Origin of the sequence: Labedella gwakjiensis (genome assembly GCF_003014675.1) — a bacterium.
Classification (GTDB): Bacteria; Actinomycetota; Actinomycetes; order Actinomycetales; family Microbacteriaceae; genus Labedella; species Labedella gwakjiensis.
In genome coordinates this window covers 1,700,716-1,718,914 of the sequence record NZ_PYAU01000001.1, presented here as the reverse complement: position 1 = coordinate 1,718,914, position 18,199 = coordinate 1,700,716, and the positions used below count along the sequence as shown (strand labels likewise).

Annotated in this window: 18 protein-coding genes; 9 read left to right on the top strand and 9 right to left on the bottom strand. The window is 68.6% G+C overall.

Features of this window, described 5'->3' with window-relative positions:
• The first annotated feature begins 8 nt into the window (after positions 1-8).
• From CLV49_RS08130 to pknB, 4 genes are all read left to right on the top strand, one after another.
• Complete coding sequence (locus tag CLV49_RS08130) at positions 9-1,355, top strand: FtsW/RodA/SpoVE family cell cycle protein (protein ID WP_106564969.1); 1,347 nt, start codon at positions 9-11, stop codon at positions 1,353-1,355.
• The gene (locus CLV49_RS08125; protein WP_106563090.1) at positions 1,352-2,809 is read left to right on the top strand and encodes a peptidoglycan D,D-transpeptidase FtsI family protein; all 1,458 of its coding nucleotides are present in this window, start codon (positions 1,352-1,354) and stop codon (positions 2,807-2,809) included. Before CLV49_RS08130 ends, CLV49_RS08125 begins: the two co-directional genes overlap by 4 nt.
• Positions 2,806-4,590 carry a serine/threonine-protein kinase gene (locus tag CLV49_RS08120; protein ID WP_106563089.1) on the top strand — a complete coding sequence of 595 codons (1,785 nt, stop codon included), beginning with the start codon at positions 2,806-2,808 and terminating at the stop codon, positions 4,588-4,590. Before CLV49_RS08125 ends, CLV49_RS08120 begins: the two co-directional genes overlap by 4 nt.
• A gap of 65 nt (positions 4,591-4,655) precedes the next feature.
• Positions 4,656-6,407, top strand: coding sequence for a Stk1 family PASTA domain-containing Ser/Thr kinase (pknB, locus tag CLV49_RS08115; protein ID WP_106564968.1), 1,752 nt, complete (start codon positions 4,656-4,658; stop codon positions 6,405-6,407).
• A gap of 112 nt (positions 6,408-6,519) precedes the next feature.
• On the opposite strand, the gene CLV49_RS08110 is transcribed toward pknB, so the two are convergent.
• On the bottom strand, positions 6,520-7,155 hold the full coding sequence (locus CLV49_RS08110) for an anthranilate synthase component II (RefSeq protein WP_106563088.1): 636 nt from the start codon (positions 7,153-7,155) through the stop codon (positions 6,520-6,522).
• Between the two features lie 195 nt (positions 7,156-7,350).
• Positions 7,351-8,127 carry a class E sortase gene (locus CLV49_RS08105; protein ID WP_106563087.1) on the bottom strand — a complete coding sequence of 259 codons (777 nt, stop codon included), beginning with the start codon at positions 8,125-8,127 and terminating at the stop codon, positions 7,351-7,353.
• Between the two features lie 79 nt (positions 8,128-8,206).
• Between CLV49_RS08105 and CLV49_RS08100 the strand changes: the two genes are divergently transcribed.
• The 3 genes from CLV49_RS08100 to CLV49_RS08090 all read left to right on the top strand — a co-directional run bounded on the left by CLV49_RS08100 (position 8,207) and on the right by CLV49_RS08090 (position 10,412).
• Positions 8,207-8,452 (top strand): cell division protein CrgA, encoded by a 246-nt coding sequence (locus CLV49_RS08100; protein WP_106563086.1) that lies wholly within the window; start codon positions 8,207-8,209, stop codon positions 8,450-8,452.
• Between the two features lie 113 nt (positions 8,453-8,565).
• Positions 8,566-9,678: a glycosyltransferase gene (locus tag CLV49_RS08095; protein WP_106563085.1), complete on the top strand. Its 1,113-nt coding sequence runs from the start codon at positions 8,566-8,568 to the stop codon at positions 9,676-9,678.
• Positions 9,675-10,412: a PIG-L family deacetylase gene (locus CLV49_RS08090; RefSeq protein WP_158261931.1), complete on the top strand. Its 738-nt coding sequence runs from the start codon at positions 9,675-9,677 to the stop codon at positions 10,410-10,412. Before CLV49_RS08095 ends, CLV49_RS08090 begins: the two co-directional genes overlap by 4 nt.
• A gap of 21 nt (positions 10,413-10,433) precedes the next feature.
• On the opposite strand, the gene CLV49_RS08085 is transcribed toward CLV49_RS08090, so the two are convergent.
• From CLV49_RS08085 to CLV49_RS08075, 3 genes are all read right to left on the bottom strand, one after another.
• Complete coding sequence (locus tag CLV49_RS08085) at positions 10,434-10,772, bottom strand: hypothetical protein (protein ID WP_106563083.1); 339 nt, start codon at positions 10,770-10,772, stop codon at positions 10,434-10,436.
• 145 nt (positions 10,773-10,917) lie between these two features.
• The gene (locus CLV49_RS08080) at positions 10,918-11,772 is read right to left on the bottom strand and encodes a rhomboid family intramembrane serine protease (RefSeq protein ID WP_106563082.1); all 855 of its coding nucleotides are present in this window, start codon (positions 11,770-11,772) and stop codon (positions 10,918-10,920) included.
• A 9-nt stretch (positions 11,773-11,781) separates the two neighbouring features.
• Positions 11,782-12,321, bottom strand: coding sequence for a peptidylprolyl isomerase (locus CLV49_RS08075; RefSeq protein ID WP_106563081.1), 540 nt, complete (start codon positions 12,319-12,321; stop codon positions 11,782-11,784).
• Positions 12,322-12,426: 105 nt separating this feature from the next.
• Between CLV49_RS08075 and CLV49_RS08070 the strand changes: the two genes are divergently transcribed.
• Positions 12,427-12,954 (top strand): DNA helicase, encoded by a 528-nt coding sequence (locus CLV49_RS08070; RefSeq protein ID WP_106563080.1) that lies wholly within the window; start codon positions 12,427-12,429, stop codon positions 12,952-12,954.
• An 86-nt stretch (positions 12,955-13,040) separates the two neighbouring features.
• Here CLV49_RS08070 and CLV49_RS08065 read toward each other — a convergent pair whose 3' ends face one another.
• Positions 13,041-13,454 (bottom strand): NUDIX hydrolase, encoded by a 414-nt coding sequence (locus CLV49_RS08065; RefSeq protein ID WP_106563079.1) that lies wholly within the window; start codon positions 13,452-13,454, stop codon positions 13,041-13,043.
• A 61-nt stretch (positions 13,455-13,515) separates the two neighbouring features.
• Here CLV49_RS08065 and CLV49_RS08060 point away from each other — a divergent pair, with 61 nt between their 5' ends.
• Complete coding sequence (locus CLV49_RS08060) at positions 13,516-13,812, top strand: rhodanese-like domain-containing protein (protein WP_106563078.1); 297 nt, start codon at positions 13,516-13,518, stop codon at positions 13,810-13,812.
• Between the two features lie 111 nt (positions 13,813-13,923).
• Here the strand turns inward: CLV49_RS08060 and yicI are convergent, their stop codons facing one another.
• Genes yicI through CLV49_RS08045 form a run of 3 tightly spaced genes read right to left on the bottom strand, consistent with a single transcriptional unit; the run spans position 13,924 to position 18,142 of the window.
• Positions 13,924-16,266, bottom strand: a complete 2,343-nt coding sequence (gene yicI / locus CLV49_RS08055) for an alpha-xylosidase (RefSeq protein ID WP_106563077.1) — start codon at positions 16,264-16,266, stop codon at positions 13,924-13,926.
• A gap of 2 nt (positions 16,267-16,268) precedes the next feature.
• On the bottom strand, positions 16,269-17,189 hold the full coding sequence (locus CLV49_RS08050) for a carbohydrate ABC transporter permease (protein ID WP_106563076.1): 921 nt from the start codon (positions 17,187-17,189) through the stop codon (positions 16,269-16,271).
• On the bottom strand, positions 17,186-18,142 hold the full coding sequence (locus tag CLV49_RS08045) for a carbohydrate ABC transporter permease (protein ID WP_106563075.1): 957 nt from the start codon (positions 18,140-18,142) through the stop codon (positions 17,186-17,188). Before CLV49_RS08045 ends, CLV49_RS08050 begins: the two co-directional genes overlap by 4 nt.
• Positions 18,143-18,199: the final 57 nt, after the last annotated feature.

The following is an 18,199-nucleotide window of genomic DNA, read 5'->3' as shown; positions in this document are numbered from 1 at the left end:
TCAAGACGATGCGCAAGCTGCGGATCCCGCAGACCGAGCGCAACCGCGAGCTCGCGCTGCTGTTCGTCGCGTTCGCGGTGAACGTCACGATGGTGCTCCTCGTGCAGCTCGGAGCCACCGGCGCGATCGAGACCACGCTCATCTCGCTCACGGCCACGCTCGGCGCCCTCGTGTTCGGCCTCCACATCTGCCTGCGCTACGTGGCGCCGAAGGCCGATCCGCTCCTCCTGCCGATCGTCACCGTCCTCAACGGCATCGGCGTCGCGATGATCTACCGCCTCGACATCGCCGAGGGCCTCACGGGATGGGGGGCGTTCTCCACTCGACAGATCGTGTGGAGCGCGATCGCGATCATCGCGGCGATCACCGTCATCCTCGTCCTGCGCAATCACCGCGTCCTCTTCCGGTACACCTACATCTTCGGGCTCGCAGCGTTCGTCCTCCTGCTCCTCCCCCTCGTCCCCGGCCTCGGTAAGCGCGTGAACGGCGCCCAGGTGTGGATCGGCGTCGGCGACCTGCTCTCCTTCCAGCCGGGCGAGGTGGCGAAGATCGCGCTCGCGATCTTCTTCGCCGGCTACCTCGTGCGCACGCGCGACAGCCTCTCCCTCGTGGGGCGCCGTTTCCTCGGGGTCCAGCTCCCGCGCCTTCGCGACCTGGGGCCGATCGTCGTGGTCTGGGTGCTGTCGATGGGCGTGATCGTCTTCCAGCGCGACCTCGGCACCGCCCTCCTCTACTTCGGCATGTTCACGGTGATGATCTACGTCGCGACGGGGCGGCTCAGCTGGGTGCTCATCGGCCTCGGTCTCTTCGGGGGCGGCGCGGCCATCGCGAGCCAGTCGCTCACCTACGTCAACGGACGATTCCACAACTGGCTCGACGCCTTCAGCCAGCAGGTCTACGACGCCGATGGCGGCAGCTTCCAGCTCCTGCAGGGCATCTTCGGTCTCGCGCACGGCGGTCTCGTGGGAACGGGGCTCGGTCAGGGCCGGCCGTCCATCACCCCGCTCGCGGAGAGCGACTACATCATCGCGAGCCTCGGCGAGGAGCTCGGCCTCGCCGGCATCTTCGCGATCCTCTGCCTGTACCTCGTGTTCGTGGGCCGCGGCATCCGCATCGGGTTCCTTGACGGCGACGACTTCGGCAAGCTCCTCGCCCTCGGGCTGGCCTTCACCGTCGCCCTCCAGGTCTTCATCATGGTCGGAGGGGTCACCCGTGTGATCCCCCTCACCGGTCTGACGACCCCCTTCCTCGCAGCGGGAGGTTCCTCGCTCGTGGCCAACTGGATCATCGTGGCGCTCCTGCTCCGAGTGAGCGACAGCGCGAAGCCCGCGCGGATCGGGGAGGCCTCCGCATGAAGAAGGAGATGAAGAGAGTCAGTGTGGTGGTGCTCGCGATGTTCGTCGCGCTGTTCATCTCCACGAGCGTCATCCAGGTGTTCCAGGCCGACTCCCTCGCCGCCGATCCCCGCAACTCGCGCACGCTCTACGACAGCTACCGCACGGAGCGCGGCCCCATCCTGGCCGGCGACACGGTGATCGCTCAATCCGTCGCCACGGGCGACCGCTACGCGTTCGAGCGGCAGTACCCCGAGGGCGAGCTGTACTCGGCCGTGACCGGCTACTTCAACCCCACGCAGGGGTCGTCCGGCGTGGAGCGCTCCATGAACGACCTCCTCAGCGGAACGAGCAACCTGCAGTTCCTCGACGAGATCAACCGCATCATCTCCGGCCAGCCGCCGAAGGGCGCGGCCGTGCAGGTCACGATCGACCCGGCGGTCCAGCAGGCGGCGTACGACGCACTCGGCGACCTCCAGGGCTCCGTCGTCGCGATCGAGCCGTCGACGGGGCGCATCCTCGCGATGGTCTCGAAGCCGACCTACAACCCGAACGCACTGTCGGGCAACGACTCGACCGAGGTCATCTCGAACTACAACACCCTCCTCGAGGCCGACGGCGACCCTCTCATCAACCGGACGATCTCCGGCGACCTCAACCCGCCGGGGTCGACGTTCAAGCTCGTCGTCGCGACGGCCGCGTTCGAGACGGGCGACTACGCGCCGGAGACCCAGCTGCCGAACCCGTCGTCGTACACGCTGCCCGGCACGAACACCACGGTGTACAACTCCGGTCGCGGTCAGTGCGGCGGCGGGGGCGACACGGTCTCCATCTCCGACGCCATCCGGTACAGCTGCAACATCCCGATGGCGGAACTCGGCATCAAGCTCGGTGACGACCTGATCCGCGAGGCGGCCGAACGCTACGGCTTCAACGAGGACCTCTCGATTCCGATGGCGGTAGAGAAGAGCGTCTACCCGCAGGTCCTCGACACCCCGCAGACCGGACTGAGCGCGTTCGGACAGTCGGACGTGCGCGCCACGCCCCTCGAGATGGCCATGGTGTCGGCGGGCATCGCCAATGACGGCGAGCTGATGAAGCCCGGTCTCATCGACGAGGTGACGGGACGCAACCTAGAGGTCCTCCAGAGCTTCGAGCCGAGCGTCCTCGAGACCACGTCGTCGGCCGACACGGCCGACGCGGTCACCCAGGCGATGGTCGCGAGCGTCTCGAGCGGCGCGGCGACCAATGCGACAATAGACGGGGTCAGCGTCGCGGGGAAGACGGGCACGGCGGAGAACGGTACGGGAGACCCGTACACGCTCTGGTTCACAGGTTTCGCGCCGGCAGACGATCCACAGGTCGCCGTCGCGGTGGTCATCGAAGACGGTGGCGGGCGAGGTCAGGACGGAAGCGGAAACGCATTGGCGGCTCCGGTCGCGAAGAAGGTACTAGAGGCGGTGCTTAACGGATGAGACCCATGTCAGGGGTGACCTTCGGGGGTCGGTACGAGCTCGAATCTCGTATCGCCATCGGCGGGATGGGAGAGGTCTGGAAGGCGACGGACCAGGTCATCGGCCGAACCGTCGCGATCAAGATCCTCAAGGACGAGTACATGGGGGATCCCGGGTTCCTCGAGCGTTTCCGCGCGGAGGCGCGTCACGCCGCACTCGTCAACCACGAGGGCATCGCGAACGTGTACGACTACGGCGAGGAGAACGGCTCCGCCTACCTCGTGATGGAGCTCGTGCCCGGAGAGGCGCTCTCGACCATCATCGAGCGCGAGCAGGTGCTCTCCACCGACCGCGTCCTCGACATCACCGCGCAGACGGCGCTCGCGCTGCAGGCCGCTCACGCCGCGGGGCTCGTGCACCGCGACATCAAGCCAGGCAACCTCCTGATCACGCCGGATGGCCGTGTGAAGATCACCGACTTCGGCATCGCGCGCATCGCCGACCAGGTGCCGCTCACCGCGACGGGCCAGGTGATGGGCACCGTCCAGTACCTGTCGCCCGAGCAGGCGTCGGGTCACCCGGCCTCGCCGACCACGGACATCTACTCGCTCGGCATCGTCGCGTACGAGAGCCTCGCGGGCAAGCGCCCCTTCACGGGCGAGTCGCAGGTCGCCATCGCGATGGCGCAGATCAACGAGGCACCGCCCGAGCTGCCGGTCACCGTGCCCGAGCCCGTTCGGAACCTCGTGTTCAGCATGATCGCGAAGAGCCCGGCCGAGCGCCCGTCGACCGCTGCTCACGTCGCTCGCGCGGCGCAGGCCCTCCGGCGCGGAGACATCGCGACGGCCACCGTCGCGGTCCCGGCGATCGCCGAGGGTGTCGACATCAACGCGTCGACCCGTCTCATGGGGGCCACAGCGGCCCAGGACGACGCCACGATGCTGCTCGCGGCCGGCGGCGGGATCTCGAACACCGCCCCGGTTCCTCTCGGCGATGGTGAGGACGGCGACCCCGAGAAGAAGAAGCGGTCGCCGTGGACGTGGCCGCTCGTGGGTCTCGTCGTCATCCTCGTCGTGGTCCTCATCGCGGCGCTCTGGCCCCTCCTCACACCGTCGGCAGCGCCGACGAGTGCTCCGCCCACCACCGCGTCGAACACCCCGACTCCAAGCCAGACATCGGAGGAGCCGTCCGAAACGCCCACAACGGAGACGGTCACCGTCAACGAGGGGGACTTCATCGGGCTCGCCTACGAAGATGCCGCCGTGGAGCTCGCGCGCCTCGGACTCAATCCCGTGAAGAAGGTGGGCGCGGCCGCCGCGACCGCCGATCAGGTCGACACGGTCTCGGCCGTCGCGCCGCGCGGCAACGTCGATGTCGGCACGACGATCGAGCTGACCGTGTACGGCCCGCTCCCCACCGTCGAGGCGCCGAGCGAATCGGCCACCTTCCAGGGCGCGTGCGGCGCCGGCGGCTGCCAGGTGACGGCGGGCGAGCAGTACACGGTCTCCTGGCCGGCCTACTCGCAGTGCCCGTCAGGCACGTCGGTGACCGGCTACACCGTGTCCATCCAGGATGGGACCGTCACGACGCCGGCCGGCACCAATGCTCAGGCCGTCGTCACGATCGATGACGACGCGACGAACGTCGTCCTCAGCTACACCGTGACCTGCGGAAGCTCCACGTCACCGTCCTCGCCGTCGACGTCGGCCACGGTGATCCCCGTGGACACCGGGAATGGCAACGAGGGCGAAGGTGGCGACAACGGCAACGGCAACGGTAACGGCGGCAACGGCAACGGCTAGCGCCGAACCCGCTCGGTTAGGATGGACCGGGTGCCGGGGGTGCCGCGCGGAGACGGAGAACAGTGGTGACTGACGAACGACGCCTGCTTGCCGGGCGCTACCTCGTCGGCGACGTCATCGGACGCGGCGGCATGGCCGACGTCCACCGGGGAGAGGACACCAAACTCGGTCGGACCGTCGCGATCAAGATCCTCAAGGCCCAGCTCGCGCTCGACCCGGCATTCCGCACCCGCTTCCGCCAGGAGGCCCAGGCGGCCTCCCGCATGGCCCACCCCACGATCGTGCGGGTCTTCGACGCCGGCGAGGAGACCGTCACGAAGGCGGACGGCGACGTCGTGCGCGAGCCCTTCATCGTCATGGAGTACGTCGAGGGACGCCTCCTGAAGGACATGATCTCCGAGGGGCCGCTCGGTGCGAAGGTCTCGACCGACATCGCGGTCGGAATCCTCACAGCCCTCGAGTACTCGCACCGCGCGGGTGTCGTCCACCGCGACATCAAGCCGGGCAACGTCATGATCACGCCGGACGACAAGGTCAAGGTCATGGACTTCGGCATCGCCCGAGCCGTGAGCGACTCGTCCTCCACCGTCGCCCAGACCACCGCGATCCTCGGCACCGCCTCCTACTTCTCGCCGGAGCAGGCGAAGGGCGAGACCGTGGACGCCCGCACCGACCTCTACTCGACGGGTGTCGTGCTCTTCGAGATGCTCACCGGGCGCACGCCCTTCCGCGGCGAGACGGCCGTCTCCGTGGCGTACCAGCACGTCAGCGAGACGCCCGTCCGCCCCTCATCGGTCAACCCCGACGTGTCGCCAGCGCTCGACGAGGTCGTCCTGCGCGCCCTCGGCAAGGGGCGCTTCGACCGGTACCAGACCGCACCGGAGTTCATGGAAGAGCTCGAGCTCGCCGCGGCCGGTCATCTCCCGAAGCGTCGAGTCGTCGACGACTCGGCCACAGCGATCTTCGGCACGGCCCCCACCGCGGGCGAGCAGACCGCCCACGCCCTGCGCCAGCTCACGAGCGACGACACCGTCACGCGCACGCAGCGTCGCCCCCCGGTCGTCTGGATCTGGTCCGGCGTCCTCGTCATCGCCGTCGTCATGGTCGCGGTCCTGATCTGGGTGTGGAACCTCGCGCCCACCGACGACATCCCGACGTCGACGTCCCGTGAGGTCCCCGATCTCTCCGACACCACGTGGGAGGACGCGCAATCCACGCTCACGGGACTCGACCTCGTGCCCACACGGCTCGACGAAGCATCGAGCGACGTCGACGAAGGCGACGTGATCCGCACGGACCCGCCGGCCGGGGCCACCGTCGATCCACAGGTCACCATCCGCGTGTACGTCTCCACGGGGGCCGAGCAGGTCACGGTTCCCGACCTCAGCAATCTCGACCAGGCGGCCGCGACGGCGGCGCTCGAGGAGGCCGGGCTGAAGCTCGGGTCGATCACCGACGAGAACTCCCCCACGATCGCTGCGGGCGTCGTCATGGGTGCGACCCCCGCGTCCGGCACCGACACGGATGCCGGTTCCTCCGTGGACCTCGTGCTCTCGAACGGCAAGGTCACGATCACCGATGTCACGGGTCAGACGATGAGCATCGCCCGGCAACTACTCGAGGATCCCGACATCGGGCTCACCGTCAATCCCGTCGCCGACTCCACGTGCGCGGCCGAGACCGGCGAGATCGTGACGGCGCAGTCGCTCGCCCCCGGTGAGGTCGACCAGAAGTCGACGATCGACCTCACCTACTGCACGGGACCGCCCGCCGGCGATCCGGGCGACGGCGAGACGACTCCGCCCGGCGAGGACTGATCCTCGGGGTCGACGGCTCGTCCTGCACCGTCCCGCTTCGTCGAATCCGTCGAAGGGCGCCGGCACGGACGCCCGCGACTCGCCTCGCGAACGGGACGCGCCGCAGCTGTGGTCAGGAACGCAGCAGAGGACTGAGCGTCTTCGCCGCGTCCTTCGCCGCGGGAAGACCGGCGGATGCGAGCCAGTTGCCGATCATGAGGTAGCCGCCCTCGGTGAGGACGCTCTCGGGGTGGAACTGCACGCCGACGATCGGTGACTCGGCGTGCCGGAGCCCCATGATGACGCCGCCCGTCGTGCGGCTCGTGACGACGAGGTCGTCGGGGACCGTCGCATCCACGACGGCGAGAGAGTGGTACCGCGTGGCCGTGAAGGGCTGGGGCACACCGTCGTAGAACGCGTCGTCGTCGTGCGTGACCTGCGACGTCTTGCCGTGCATCAGCTCTTCCGCGTTGGTCACCGTGGCGCCGAAGGCCTCAGCGATGGCCTGATGTCCGAGGCACACCCCGAGCAGAGGGGTTCCGGACGAGAAGGCCGCGTTGACGACCGGGATGGAGACACCGGCATCCGAGGGCTTGCCCGGGCCGGGCGACACGAGGACCGCGTCGTACTCGGCGATCCGCTCGGCGGCCTCCTCCACGGCGAACGCGTCGTTGCGGACCACGTCGGTGTCAGCGCCCAGCTGCCGCAGGTAGCCGTTCAGCGTGTAGACGAAGCTGTCGTAGTTGTCGACGACGAGGACTCGCGTCATGTCGGTGCTCCTTGTCGTCGGGTGCTCGATCGGGCGGTCATTCCTCCACGGTCACGTCCGGTACCGGGATGAGTTCCTGCACCAGGGGGAAGACCCAGGTGAAGAGGGCGTACACCGCGGCCGCCACGAGGACGAGCACGATGAGAAGTCGAACCCACACAGGGCCGGGCAGAACCCGCCAGAGTGCTCCATACATTATCCGTCACCCTCCGGGAGTTCGAGCGACGCCGGCGCCGGGTCGGTGATGGGAGTGAACGACTCGAACACCCCGTAGGCGATGATGCGTTCGGCCGCCGAGTACATGGGGCTGCAGCTCGTGAGCGTGATGAGCCGGTCCGTCGCCTCGACCTCGTCGGCCTGAGGAACGGGGTTGAGCACGTCGGACGCCGTGGGGGTGACGTACTCGAGCGTGCGGAAGCGGTAGGTGTACCACCCCTCGGCCGTCTGCACCACGATCGCGTCGCCCACCCGCAGGTTCGCGATCTCGTTGAGAGGCTTCCCATAGGTGGTCCGGTGCCCGGCCACCGCGAAGTTCCCCACCTCGCCGGGCGCCTGCGTGGTCATGTAGTGCCCGATGCCGATGGGGTTCAGCGTCCGAGTACGGGTGATGCCACCGGCGATCTTCGCGTTGTAGTCGTCGCCGAAACGGGGGATCGTGAGAACGCCGAACTCCTGGGCGTCACCCGCCGTCGTCCCGATCGGGGGCGCGGTCGGATCCACGGGGTCGTCGCTCGGCGCAGCGGTCGGGTCCTGCTGCGCCGCGTCGATGAAGCTCTGCGAGAGCTCTTCCGCCGCGGTGTTCTGCTCGGCGCGGACCACGAGGTCGTTGAACCACAGCTGCCAGAAGAGGAAGAGGAAGATGAGGACACCGGCCGTGATCGACAGCTCCCCGACCACGCCGAGGAAGGTGATGCGGTGTCTCTTCCTGGTGCGATCGCGACGCGCCGATCGCCGCTCCCCCATGGTGGCCATGCCCGAAGTCTATCCACGTCCTCCCCCCTCTCGGCTGGGAGAAACGGCGGGAGGTGGAGTGCCCCGCTAGAATGTCGGCATGGCACGCGTGAACAAGACCCCGACGTCCGCGGACCGCGAGGCACAGCGTACCTCCGGTGACGCACCCAACCCCGTATGGTTCAAGCCGATCATGTTCGGCTTCATGCTCCTCGGGCTGCTCTGGATCATCGTCTTCTACGTCTCCAACGGCGTCCTTCCCATCCCGTCGGTCGGGTCGTGGAACATCCTCATCGGCTTCGGGATCGCCTTCATCGGCTTCCTCATGACCACCCGCTGGCGCTGACGCTCCTCTCGGCGGACGGCGCGGACGACGTCCTCGCGGATCCGCTTCGCATCGCACTCGTCTGCCTCCACACCTCCCCGGCCGACGACCCGGGAACGGGTGACGCGGGGGGAATGAACGTCGTCGTGCTGCATCAGGCCCGCGCGCTCGCTCGTCTCGGTCACTCCGTCGAGATCCTCACGCGACGCTCCTCGGCGGATGCTCCCGCCGTCGTCGATCTGGCCGAGCGACTCGTGCTGCGCTTCCTCGACGCCGGGCCGGCGCAGCCCCTCGCCAAGGGTGGGCACGAACTCGTCATCGACGAGTTCTCGGCGCGACTCGACGAGATCGATCCGGTCGACGTCTTCCACTCGCATCACTGGTTCTCCGGCATGGCCGCCCTTCCGGTCGCCCGCCGTCGAGGCGTCCCCCACCTGCAGAGCTTCCACAGCATCGCCGCCGACCCCTCGACACCTCTCTCGGAGGGGGAACGACCGGAATCCCCCGGGCGCCTCGCGGGCGAGGCCTTCCTCGCCCGTGAGTCCGACGCGGTCGTCGCCATCAGCGCGGCGGAGGCGCACACGGTCGAGGAACGACTCGGTGGCGACCCCTCGCTCACCACGATCGTCCCGCCCGGCGTCGACGGATCTCTCTTCCACCCGTGGACGGGTGGCCGGCGCGGCACGGGCTATGTCGTCGCGGCAGCCAGGCTCCAGCCGTTGAAGGGGCTCGACCTCGCGATCGAAGCCGTCGCCGGTGTGCCGGAGGACATCCGTCCGGAACTCATCGTCGCTGGCGAGGCCTCGGCCGACTTCGACGGCTACGTCGACGAGCTGCAAGCCCTCGCGGCCGACCGCGGGATCGCGGCGGGCGTCCACTTCATCGGACCGCAGACGCGTGACGATCTCGCCGCGCTGCTTCGGGAGTCGAGGCTCGTGCTCGTGCCGTCGCACTCGGAGACCTACGGTCTGGTCGCCCTCGAAGCCTCGGCAAGCGGCGTCCCGGTCGTCGCATCGGCGTCCGGCGGGCTCACGGAGGCCGTGATCGACGGACTCACGGGCGTCGTCCTCCGATCGCGACGTCCGCAGGACTGGTCCGACGCGATCGCCGAGCTCATGAGGGACGAGACGCGCACGGCCGAACTGGGCCGGGCCGGACGGGCACACGCGGAGGAGCTCTCATGGGAGCACTCCGCCGTCGCTCTAGCGGACTGCTACCGGCGCGCGGTCGCCTCCGGCACGCGATGAGCGTGCTCGACGGGGTACGGACCGCGATCGTGGTGCACGCTCACCCCGACGACGAGACGATCGCGTCTGGCGGCCTCCTCGTGGACCTCGTGGATCGGGGCGTTCGCGTCGTCCTCGTCACCGCCACACGGGGTGAGCGCGGAGAGATCGTCCCGGGCACCCTCGACCCGCGGCTCGACGAGCACGGCCTCGCCGCGGCGCGGGAGGCGGAGCTGCGCGGGGCGCTCGACGCGCTGGGGGTCGCGGAGCACGTATGGCTCGGCTCCGCACCCGCTCGTGCGGCCGGACGTCCCGAGCGCGTCTACCGCGATTCAGGCATGGAGTGGGTGCGACCGGGGCTCGCCGGGCCCTCCGCCGACGCCGGCCCTGACGCGTTCGCCGACGGCGTGCTCGACGAGGAGATCGCAGACCTCGACGCCCTCGTCGATACCGTCCAGCCCGACGTGCTCATCGGCTACGGCCCCGACGGCGGGTACGGACACCCCGATCACGTCCGCGCACACGCCATCGCAGCGGCGGCGGCTCGCGGCGCCGACGTGCCGTTCCTCGAGCTCGCCCTTGAACGCGGCCCGGATGTGGAGTGGTTCGACCTCGAGCGTCACCGCGACGCGGTCGAGCACGCCCTCCGACACCACAGGAGCCAGCTGACCGTGGACGGGCGCGACCTCGTGCACTCCGGCGGCCAGCGCCAGGCCGTCGAACCCAGCGTCGGACTGCGGCTCTCGCCGCGCTGAGCGGTCGCCCCCGCCGCGGCATCAGGCGTCAGTGCCGTCGCCGTCGCCGACCTCCGCGTACCAGTCCGCGTACCGTGTGTTCCTCGCCATCCGCCGCGTCTCGTCGGGTGCATCGTCGTCCCACCACACCGGCCCCCGCTCTCCGAGCGCCGTCTTCGCGGCATCGACACGCTTCCGCGCCTCCTCGACGGCCGCGGTGTCGCCGGCGGCACGTGCGTCCTTCTTGGCCCGTCTGGCCGACATGAGCTCGTGGACGAGGCCGGCGCGGCGCTCGTCCGGAAGAGACGGGTCCGCCCGTCGCCAGAGGCGGCCGCGCACCACGATGTAGCGCCCGTCCGGTGTCTCGAGCGGCCCGGTCATCGACCGGATCCGGGGAGAGTTACACCGGTGTAATTATCCCCACTGTGCACAACCATGTGGATAACTATGCCCTCCTCGAGGGCGGTAGAAACACGTCGAGGGCGCCACATGTAGGTGGCGCCCTCGATCGGGTATAACTCTCTCGTCAGCGGATGAAGGCGACGACCGCGGTGAGCGCGAGCAGCGCCGCGCTCAGTCCGGCGAGCAGGCCGACCTGAAGCCCCTTCCGGCGGATCTGCCGCGTGGACACGAAGATCAGTCCGGCGATGCCGCCGACGACGAGTCCGCCGAGATGCGCCTGCCAGGCCACGTTGATACCGGGGATGAATCCGATCACGAGGTTGATCCCGACGAGCACGAGGAGCCCGGTCATGTTGCCGCCGAGGCGGCGCTGGATCACGATGAACGCACCCATGAGGCCGAAGATCGCGCCAGAGGCGCCGACGACGGGGGACAGAGGATCGGACAGCGCGAGCACGCCGAGCGAGCCGCCGAAACCGGCGATCAGGTAGAGCGCGAGGAATCGGCCGCGACCGAGTAAGGACTCGAGCGCCTGGCCGAAGATCCACAGCGTGTACATGTTGAGCGCCACATGGAAGATGAATCCCGTGGAGTGCACGAACATCGTCGTGAGCATGCGCCACGGCTGGAACCCGTTGACGATCGCATACTCGGGGATGACGTACGCACCGGCGAACCACAGCTGCTGCGTGACCCAGCCGCCCGTGACGAGCTGGAGGACGAAGACGAGCGCCGTCACCGCGATGATCGACAGCGTGACGACCGGCCGATCACTCGATCGCGACAGGATGCGCGGGCGAGTGCGTGGTGCACTCGCCCGCTGCTCCTTCATGCATTCGGGGCAGACGACACCGACGGCGGCCGGCGTCTGGCACTCCCCGCAGATGGTGCGTCCGCACCGTTGGCAGAGCACGAAGCTCTGCCGGTCGGGGTGTCGGTAGCAGACGTTGCTCGAGAACCCCGGCGGGACGCTACTCATGGAGGGGGGTCAGACCTGTTCGACGGTGATGCTCTCGATGACGACCTCGTCGAGAGGCCGGTCGCGAGCGTCGGTGGGAACGGCGGCCAGCTTGTCGACGAGCTTCTTGCCCTCGTCGTCGATGACGGCACCGAAGATGGTGTGCTTGCCCTGCAGCCACGTGGTGGGCGCGACCGTGATGAAGAACTGCGAGCCGTTCGTGCCGCGACCTGCGACCTTGCCGGCGTTCGCCATGGCGAGGATGTAGGGCTCCGTGAAGGTGAGCTCGGGGTGGATCTCGTCGTCGAACTGGTAGCCGGGGCCGCCGATGCCCTGACCGAGCGGGTCACCGCCCTGGATCATGAAGCCCGGGATGATGCGGTGGAAGGGGACGCCGTTGTAGAGAGGGTCGGTCGACGTGACGCCGGTCTGGGGGTGCTTCCATTCCTTCGTGCCGGTGGCGAGCCCGACGAAGTTGGCGACGGTCTGGGGTGCGTGGTCGCCGTAGAGGGCGACGGCGATGTCGCCGTAGTTGGTGTGGATGGTGGCGACGGCAGTGTGCAGTGACATGCCCTTATTGTTCCATAGCACGCTGGGGCAACCCTTAGTGCGCACGCCGTCAGAGGTGGCAAGATGGGGGGACCGTGTTCAACGAGAACCTCTAGGAGGTCGGCCGTGGGTCTGTCACGTAAGCGCAAGAAGGAACTGAAGAAGCTGAAGCGCGAGGCGAACAAGTTGTGGGACGCCCAGCAGGAGCTGCTGAATCACGCGAACGTCGTCGCGAGGGACGCGAGCCGTCAGATCGGGAACTTCGGTCGTGAGACGGTCGTCCCGGCGGCTCGGGGTGCCTACTCCGACACTCTCGCTCCGGTCGTCGACCGCGGCGTGTCCGTCGGTCGCGGTGCCGCCAGCGCCGTGAAGAAGGGCGTCGACAGCAAGGTCGTGCCCGCCCTCGGGGGTGTCGTGGGCTCCGTGCTCTCCATCGGAGACGTCGCGAAGGACAAGCGCGTCCAGGCAGCCGTCAAGCGACTGCACCTCGAGAAGTACGCACCGAAGAAGTCCGGCCCGGGTGCCGGCACGGTCATCGCGATCGGCCTCGGCGTTCTCGCCGCAGCCGGTGTCGCGTACGCCGCATGGCAGACGTTCCGCGCAGACGACGAGCTCTGGGTCGCGGACGACGAGCCCATCCTCCCCAACGCGTAACAGGATCGCCGACTCCTGACGACGGGCTCGGGCACCCTCGGGTGACCGAGCCCGTCGGCGTGTGCGCCCTCGGGGCGGGACCTGGGCTAGAGGTAGCCGAGGCCGACGTCGACGAGGGAGACCCGATCGAGCGACGGAACCTGCTCGAGGGGGATCCACTCGGCGTAGTCGGTGGAACCGTTCTGCTCGTACGTGAGCGTCCCGCCGGTGACGTGCGCTCGGTACACGATGCGGATGGCGTGCAGCGGACCGCTGGCATCGTCGCTGAGTCGACGGTCGGCGGGGATCACGAAGCTGTCCACCCCGAGGATTCCGTCGATCTCGGCCTCGAAGCCGGTCTCCTCGCGGATCTCGCGGATGGCCGCTGCCGCAGGGTCCTCCCCCGGGTCGATACCGCCGCCCGGCAGCGTCCACCCGCTCCGGCCGTGCTCGTTCCAGTGGGCCAGGAGGATCTGCGCACCCTCGATGATCACGCCGTACGCGGCGACACGAATGTCCATTCCGTCACGATACTTCGCCTAGCCTGGAGCCACATCCGCCGGGCGAACGAAAGGCACCCTCATGGACGAGATCAGCGTCTCCGAACTGCACGACCTCGACGGCGTGACCGTCATCGACGTGCGCGAACCGGACGAGTTCGCCGGCGGACATGTGCCCGGCGCCGTCAACGTCCCCCTGCAGACCGTGCCCGACAGCCTCGACCGGTTCGATCCGGAGAAGCCCGTCTACCTGATCTGCCAGGCCGGTATGCGATCTGAGCGCGCGGCGACGTTCCTCGACGCGCGCGGCTTCGACACCGTCAATGTCACGGGCGGCACGTCAGCCTGGGCGTCGGCGGGCCTCCCCCTCGAGCACTGACCCGCGCTACCCCCCGCACTACCTCCTCACATGCAGCTTTTGAGCGCGATCGCACCGATATAGCGGTGTAATCACGCTCAAAAGCTGCATATGGGGATGGGGCGGGTCGCGTCAGGCGTGGGTGGGGAGGGTGAGCGAGGCGGTGGCGTCGGTGATGTCGCCCGCGAGACCGAGGCGGGCGCGGAACGGGCGGTCCGAGGTGCTCGAGACCGTCACCGCGTCGTCCGAACGCGAGACCGTGAACGTCGCGGTCGAGCCGTCGGGTGACGTGATCGTGGCCTCGGTCACGCGGTCGCCGGGGAAGACCGTGACGAGCGGGGACTCGAGCACGTCGTAGTCCGGACGGTCGTCGACCGAGCCCGTCACGAGGACGCTGCCCTCACGGACCCACAGGGGCACGCTGTCGAACGCGTGGGTCTCGGTGCGCCAGGTGCCACCGGCGGCGACCTCACCCGTGAGGTAGTTCGTCCACGAGCCGGCCGGCAGGTAGTACGTGACCTCGCCGCTCGCCGAGAAGACGGGCGCGACGAGCAGGCTGTCGCCGATCATGTACTGGCGGTCGAGGTGGTCGACCGCTGGGTCGCCGGGGAACGCGAGCTGCATGGGCCGCATGAACGGGATTCCCCGCTCGTGCGCCTCGAGGCCCGTCGCCGTGAGGTACGGGATGAGCGAGAGCTTGAGCTTCACGAACTTCCGCGTCACGTCGACGGCGCTCTGACCGTCGGCCTCGGCACCGTCCTCGTCGAACGCCCACGGCACCCGGTAGCTCGTGGAACCGTGCAGGCGCGTGTGGCTCGACAGGAGTCCGAAGACGACCCAGCGCTTGAAGACGGCCGGGTCGGGCTTGCCCTCGAAGCCGCCGATGTCGTGACTCCAGTAGCCGAAGCCGCTCATCGCGAGCGAGAGGCCTCCGCGGAGCGTCTCCGCCATCGACTCGAAGGAGGACGAGTTGTCGCCGCCCCAGTGCACCGGCATCTGCTGGCCACCGGCGGTCGCGGACCGAGCGAACAGCACGGCCTCGCCCTCGCCGAGCGTGTCCTCGAGCGCGTCGAAGACGGCGCGGTTGTAGAGCTGCGTGTACCAGTTGTGCATGCCCTCGCCGGCCGAGCCGTCGAACCACACGACGTCGGTGGGGATCCGCTCGCCGAAGTCCGTCTTGATCGCGTCGACGCCCTGGCCGACGAGCGTGCGGATCTTGCCCTGGAACCAGGCGGTGGCGTCGGGGTTCGTGAAGTCCACGAGCCCCATGCCGCCCTGCCACATGTCCCACTGCCACACCGAGCCGTCGGCGCGGTGGACCAGGTAGCCGGCCTCCGCCGCCTCGGCGAACAGGGAGGACCGCTGCGCGATGTACGGGTTGATCCACGCGCTGATGTGGAGCTTCTTGTCGTGCAGGCGCGACAGCATGCCCTCGGGGTCCGGGAACGTGCGGGAGTCCCACTCGAAGTCGGTCCAGTTGAACTCGCGCATCCAGAAGCAGTCGAAGTGGAAGACGCTCAGCGGGATGTCGCGCTCGGCCATGCCGTCGACGAACCGGTTGACCGTCTCCTCGTCGTAGTCGGTCGTGAAGCTCGTGGAGAGCCACAGCCCGTAGGACCACGCCGGCACCTTCGCGGGCCGACCCGTGAGCGCGGTGTAGCGCTCGAGTACGCGCTCGGGCGTCGGTCCGTCGAAGACGAGGAACTCGAGTGCCTCTCCGGCCGCCGAGAACTGCACCCGCTCGACCGACTCGGTACCCACCTCGAAGGAGACGTGGCCGCGGTGGTTCACGAGCACGCCGTAGCCGCGGTTCGTGAGGTAGAACGGCACGTTCTTGTACGACTGCTCGCTCGAGGTGCCGCCGTCGGCGTTCCAGATGTCGACCGTCTGGCCGTTCTTGATGAACGGGCCGAAGCGCTCGCCGAGACCGTAGACAAGCTCGCCGACGCCGAGGGACAGCTGCGCGTGGATGTAGCGCTCCGCCTCCGCGAGCCCCGACGTGGTGACGCCCGCGATGCCGGCGGGCTCGGCCGTGACGGGTGCCTCGGCGCCGAGAGTCATGAGACCGAGCGACTTGTGTCCGCTCGTCGTGAGCACGCGGTCTCCCGAGGAGAAGCTCAGCGACCACGGCGCTCCGGGGGCCACCCGCGCCGTGAGTCCGCCCGTCGTGAGCACGCCGTGCCCGTCGTCGAGCGAGGCCGCGCCGGCCCCGTCGGTCGCACCCACGAGCTCGAAGCCCGGGTCGGCCTCCGTGCCGGTGTGGTGCTCGACCCGCACGCGGACGACTCCCTCGAGGGGGCTCGACAGCGTGACCGTGAGGAGCGATCGGTTGAGCGTGTCGCCGCGGCGCTCGATGACCTTCGTCGGCGCCGTGACCACGAGGTGGTCCCCGCGCGCCTCGACGTCGTAGGCCTCCTGGGCGTAGAGGGCGTCGACGCCGGGTCGTGCGTGCCAGAATCCGTCGGTGAATTTCATCGTTACTTGACTGCTCCTGCGGTGATGCCCCGAGTGAGGGTGCGTTGGAAGATGAGGAAGAACACGAGTGTGGGGATGAGCCCCAGGAGGGCCGAGGCGCTCGTCGTGGTCACGTCCATGAGCCGGTCGCCCTGGAGCGACGCGATCGCGACGGGGACCGTCTGGTTGGCGTTCGAGACGAGGAACGTGAGCGGGATGAGGAACTCGTTCCAGGTCCAGATGAAGAAGAAGATGAGCAGCACGCTGAGTGTGGGGCGCGAGATGGGGAACACCACGCTCGTGAGGATGCGCCACTTGCCCGCGCCGTCGAGAGCCGCGGCCTCGAGCACCTCCTTCGGGAAGGTGCCGTAGACCGACGCGAGCAGGTACGTGCCGAACGCGCTCTGGATCACGATGAAGATGATGATGACGCTCCACGTGTTGTCGTAGAGGCCGATCTCCTTGAACAGGAAGTAGAGCGGGTAGAGCAGCACCTCCTGCGGCAGCATGTTCGCGAGCAGGATGAGCACGACGATCCACGTGCGTCCCTTGACCCGACCGATGCCGAGCGCGAAGGCGTTGAGCACCGAGATCGCCACGGCGCCGACGGCCACGACCCCGCTGATGAAGATGCTGTTCCAGAGCTTCTGGGGGAAGTCGACGCGCTCCCAGAACGCGACGATCCCGTCCGTGTAGAGGCTCTGCGGGATCGAGAGCGGCCCGTTCGACGCGTAGTCGGAGGGCGACTTGAAGGAGTTGATGAGGATGAGGAGAATCGGGGCCGCGATGAGCAGCCCGACGACGATCGCGAAGGCCAGGGCGACCCAGTCGGCCGCCTTCTTCTTCGCTCCGGGGCGGCGGTTGCGCACGGGGCGACGGGCGGCCCGCCCGCCGGGCTCTGCGCCCGTGACGACGGCCGTGGTGTCGAGGGTCGGCGCGCTCATCGCTCCTCCTCCTGCTTCTCGAGGCGACGCTGCACGGCGATGAAGACCACCGAGACGATCGCGATGACGATGGTGAGGGCCGTGGCGATGGTGGCGCCGTAGCCCACCTGCTGCGACTGGAAGAACTCGCTGTACGCGTAGTACGCGGGCACGATCGTGGAGTCGCCGGGCCCGCCGCGCGTCAGCGTGTAGACGGGACCGAAGACCTTGAGGGCTGCGATCGTCCCGGTGAGCACGACCACGAAGATCTCGGGGCGGATGATCGAGACGGTGATCGCCTGGAACCGCTGGAACCAGTTGGCGCCGTCGAGCTCCGCGGCCTCGTAGAGCTCGGGGTCGACGCGCTGGAGAGCCGCCATGAAGATGACGACCGGGTAGCCGATCTGCACCCACACGAGGATGACCATGAGGCTGATGAGCGCCGTGTCGGGGCTGCCGAGCCAGTTGTGGGCGAGGTCTCCGAGGCCGATCGACTCGAGGATCGTGTTGAGGGCGCCGTCCTGCGGGCGCAGGATCCAGCCGATGACGATCGCCGCGATGACGGCCGGCAGGATCTGCGGCAGGTAGTAGGTGGCGCGGAAGAAGCTCGCGAGCTTGCCGCCGAACTTCCGGCCGACGAGGTCGAAGAGGAGCGCCGCGAGGAGCAGTCCGAGGAGCGTCGGCACGACGACCATCGCGAGGATCATCGCGATCGAGTTGCCGAACGACGTCCAGAACGTGGAGTCGCCCGCGAGCTTCTCCCAGTTCTCGAGGCCGATCCACTCCGGCGGACGGATGCCGCGATAGGAGGTGAACGTGAGGTACACGTTCCACACGAGCGGAACGATGATCACGAGGGTCAGGAGGGCCAGCCCCGGGATGAGGTAGACCCAGAACGTGCGGCTGCGCGTTCCCGGGATCAGGCTCTCGGAGCCGGGTCGGCGCACCGGTGGCGCCGTGGTCTGGGTGGTCATTGCGTGTCCTTCGTCTTCTCCTGGCGCGGCGTGGCCGGGAAAGTCGTCTCCTGGTGC

What these genes read in the sequence shown, in the direction of transcription:
- CLV49_RS08130 (WP_106564969.1), top strand. Translation starts at nt 9, where the DNA reads ATGCGCAAGCTGCGGATCCCGCAGACCGAGCGCAACCGCGAGCTCGCG.
- CLV49_RS08125 (WP_106563090.1), top strand. Translation starts at nt 1,352, where the DNA reads ATGAAGAAGGAGATGAAGAGAGTCAGTGTGGTGGTGCTCGCGATGTTC.
- CLV49_RS08120 (WP_106563089.1), top strand. Translation starts at nt 2,806, where the DNA reads ATGAGACCCATGTCAGGGGTGACCTTCGGGGGTCGGTACGAGCTCGAA.
- CLV49_RS08110 (WP_106563088.1), bottom strand. Translation starts at nt 7,155, where the DNA reads ATGACGCGAGTCCTCGTCGTCGACAACTACGACAGCTTCGTCTACACG.
- CLV49_RS08105 (WP_106563087.1), bottom strand. Translation starts at nt 8,127, where the DNA reads ATGGCCACCATGGGGGAGCGGCGATCGGCGCGTCGCGATCGCACCAGG.
- CLV49_RS08100 (WP_106563086.1), top strand. Translation starts at nt 8,207, where the DNA reads ATGGCACGCGTGAACAAGACCCCGACGTCCGCGGACCGCGAGGCACAG.
- CLV49_RS08095 (WP_106563085.1), top strand. Translation starts at nt 8,566, where the DNA reads ATGAACGTCGTCGTGCTGCATCAGGCCCGCGCGCTCGCTCGTCTCGGT.
- CLV49_RS08090 (WP_158261931.1), top strand. Translation starts at nt 9,675, where the DNA reads ATGAGCGTGCTCGACGGGGTACGGACCGCGATCGTGGTGCACGCTCAC.
- CLV49_RS08085 (WP_106563083.1), bottom strand. Translation starts at nt 10,772, where the DNA reads ATGACCGGGCCGCTCGAGACACCGGACGGGCGCTACATCGTGGTGCGC.
- CLV49_RS08080 (WP_106563082.1), bottom strand. Translation starts at nt 11,772, where the DNA reads ATGAGTAGCGTCCCGCCGGGGTTCTCGAGCAACGTCTGCTACCGACAC.
- CLV49_RS08075 (WP_106563081.1), bottom strand. Translation starts at nt 12,321, where the DNA reads ATGTCACTGCACACTGCCGTCGCCACCATCCACACCAACTACGGCGAC.
- CLV49_RS08065 (WP_106563079.1), bottom strand. Translation starts at nt 13,454, where the DNA reads ATGGACATTCGTGTCGCCGCGTACGGCGTGATCATCGAGGGTGCGCAG.
- CLV49_RS08060 (WP_106563078.1), top strand. Translation starts at nt 13,516, where the DNA reads ATGGACGAGATCAGCGTCTCCGAACTGCACGACCTCGACGGCGTGACC.
- yicI (WP_106563077.1), bottom strand. Translation starts at nt 16,266, where the DNA reads ATGAAATTCACCGACGGATTCTGGCACGCACGACCCGGCGTCGACGCC.
- CLV49_RS08050 (WP_106563076.1), bottom strand. Translation starts at nt 17,189, where the DNA reads ATGAGCGCGCCGACCCTCGACACCACGGCCGTCGTCACGGGCGCAGAG.
- CLV49_RS08045 (WP_106563075.1), bottom strand. Translation starts at nt 18,142, where the DNA reads ATGACCACCCAGACCACGGCGCCACCGGTGCGCCGACCCGGCTCCGAG.